Raw genomic sequence first — 2,545 nt, 5'->3', positions numbered from 1 at the left:
TTTAAAAATCGAACCACATCTAGCGGAAAGAAATCCCTTGATGTGGTTCGATTTTTTTAGAGCTGCTTAAGTTCTGATTTCGAGTGCTTGCTTGAGTGAACTCTTATCAGGTCTAAACTTTCTTCTTACCTAGGTAAAGGGCTCCGCCCAGTGTACCGAGTCCCATCAGGAAGAGGAAGAAGTTCTCAACGGTACCAGTAGAAGGTAAGATGTTTTTCTTCTTCGGTTTCCCTGGTGTCTTCGGCTCTTCTGGTTTTGATGGAGGAGTTGTTGGCGGTACTTCCGGAGTGTGAACATTGGTAATATTGTAACCATTCACTTCTGAAGTATAGCCTTCCGGAACATTCACTTCTTGGACTGTATATTTAATTTCTTTACCGTTCTGGTTTTTAGCTAGTCCTTCAAAATGATACTTCCAGCCGGTTGATTCACTCGCTGTAGCGATCAGTCCGGTATCCTTCCCATCCGCAAGCAGTTTCACTTGGATAGAGCTTGGACGAATACCATCTTGGTTGTTGTTATCATTCCATGTTTTCGTTCCTTCAACTGAAACCGTATCTGGGCGATAGCTGTTCTTCAGGTTGTAACCGTCAATCTCTTTAGTATAGACTTCAACAGCTTCCTCGTCGATGGAGTAAGTGATTTCCTTACCGCCTTCATATTTAGGTAGGTCGGTGAACTTGTAGCTCCAGTCAGGAGCTGTCACTTCTTGTTCCGCAACCTTAGTCGTCACGCCATTAACAGTCTTGTTCAAGAAGACCTTGAGCTTGTCTGGGCGCTTGCCGTCTTGGTTGTTGTTATCGTCCCAAGTCTTCGTTCCTTGAACATGAGTCACTTTCGGTTCGTAATTGTTAGTTACATTCATCCCATTTGGTACTGATTTATAACCTTCCGGAACAGCGACTTCTTCGACAGTATAAGTGATTTCTTTGCCACCTTGATAGCGATCCAGTTCTGTAAACTCATACTTCCAACCAGTTGCTTCACTCGCTGTGGCTGTTTTACCAGTCGCTTTGCCATTGGCTAAGAGCTTCACCGTAATGGAGTCTGGACGTTTCCTATCTTGGTTGTTGGCATCGTTCCAAGTCTTTTGACCACTTACTGCAATTTTCTTTGGAGTCAGCTTGTTGGTAACAGTGTATTTGCCATCCTTGGTCTTGCTAATTTCAGTTTCATACTCTGCAACTGCTACTTCCTTGACTTCATAAGCAATTTCCTTCCCATCCTTGTACTTAGGCAAGGCTTTTGATTCAAAGGTCCATCCAGTCGCTGCTGAAACTTCCATTTCATCTACGACTTGACCGTCGTGCAGAACTTGAATTTTCACAGAAGTGGTCCGTTTACCATCTTGGTTCTCGTTATCATCCCAAACCTTGGTTCCTGAAATGACAATTGTTTCCGGATCATGGCTATTGGTTACGATTTGACCAGATACAGAAGCTTCATAACCTTCTGGCACATTGACTTCTTTCACAGAGTAAACAATTTCTTGTCCATTTTCAAATTGCGGTAAGTTTGTGAAGGAGGCAACCCATGTATTCGCATCGGTTGCACCTGCAGCCGTTAAGGTTAATGTCTGACCTGCAACTGCTGTTGGTTCTGAACCATTCACTGATTTGTAAAGTTGTACTGTGACAGAGTCTGGGCGTTTACCATCTTGGTTGTTGGCATCCTTCCAAACCTTGGTTACCTTGTATTCAATAGCTTTTGGCAGGTACTTATTAATGATATTGAAATCGTTAATGGTTGTTTCATACTCTGCAACGGTTTCTTCCGTTACCGTATACTTGATTTCTTTCCCATTCTTGTACTTAGCTTTGCCCTTGAATTCAGCTGTCCAGGTGCCATCTGTTGCAGCTTGAACGTCTTTAGAATCAACCTTCTCACCATCGGCTAAGAGATTAATCGTAATCTTCGTTGGACGCTTACCATCTTGGTTATTCGCATCATCCCAGTTTTTAGTGGCTTTGATATCAACTGTTTCTGGGCTATAGCTATTGGTAATCATAAAGCCAGTAGCTGCATCTCCGGTTACTTCAGTTGTATAACCTGTGATCGAAGTTGCCTCTACAACCTTGTAATCAATCACCTTGCCACCTTTTTGGGCATCAAGTTCCGTAAAGCTGCCAGCCCAGCCAGTCGCTTCTGACAATTCGAGGGTTTTCCCAGTATCCTTGCCATCTGCGAGGAGTTTAACGGTGATAGAAGCGGGACGCTTGCCGTCTTGATTGTCGCTATCGTTCCAAACCTTGCGCACAGAAACCTCTGTTTTGGCTGGTTTGTAGCTATTCTTCAGGTTATAACCGTCGATATCTTTTTTGTAGCCCTCAACAGCTTCTTCATCGATGGAGTAAGTGATTTCCTTACCACCTTCGTATTTCGGCAGGTCGGTGAACTTGTAGCTCCAGTTATCCTTGGTTACTTCTTGTTCCGCAACCTTAGTGGTCACACCATCAACCGTCTTGTTCAAGAGAACCTTAATCTTATCTGGACGTTTGCCGTCTTGGTTGTTGCCATCATCCCATGTCTTCGTTCCTTCAACGGA

1 protein-coding gene is annotated in these 2,545 nt (G+C 43.8%); it reads right to left on the bottom strand.

Annotated elements, in window-relative coordinates; genetic code table 11:
- Positions 1 to 112: 112 nt before the first annotated feature.
- A partial coding sequence (locus STRDD04_RS10775) for a Cna B-type domain-containing protein (RefSeq protein ID WP_156469092.1) occupies positions 113 to 2,545 on the bottom strand: 2,433 nt, incomplete at its 5' end.

It is taken from the genome of Streptococcus sp. DD04 (assembly GCF_001578725.1).
GTDB classification, from domain to species: domain Bacteria; phylum Bacillota; class Bacilli; order Lactobacillales; family Streptococcaceae; genus Streptococcus; species Streptococcus sinensis.
Note: the sequence above shows the minus strand (reverse complement) of the source record. Positions and strands in the feature narration are given on the sequence as shown.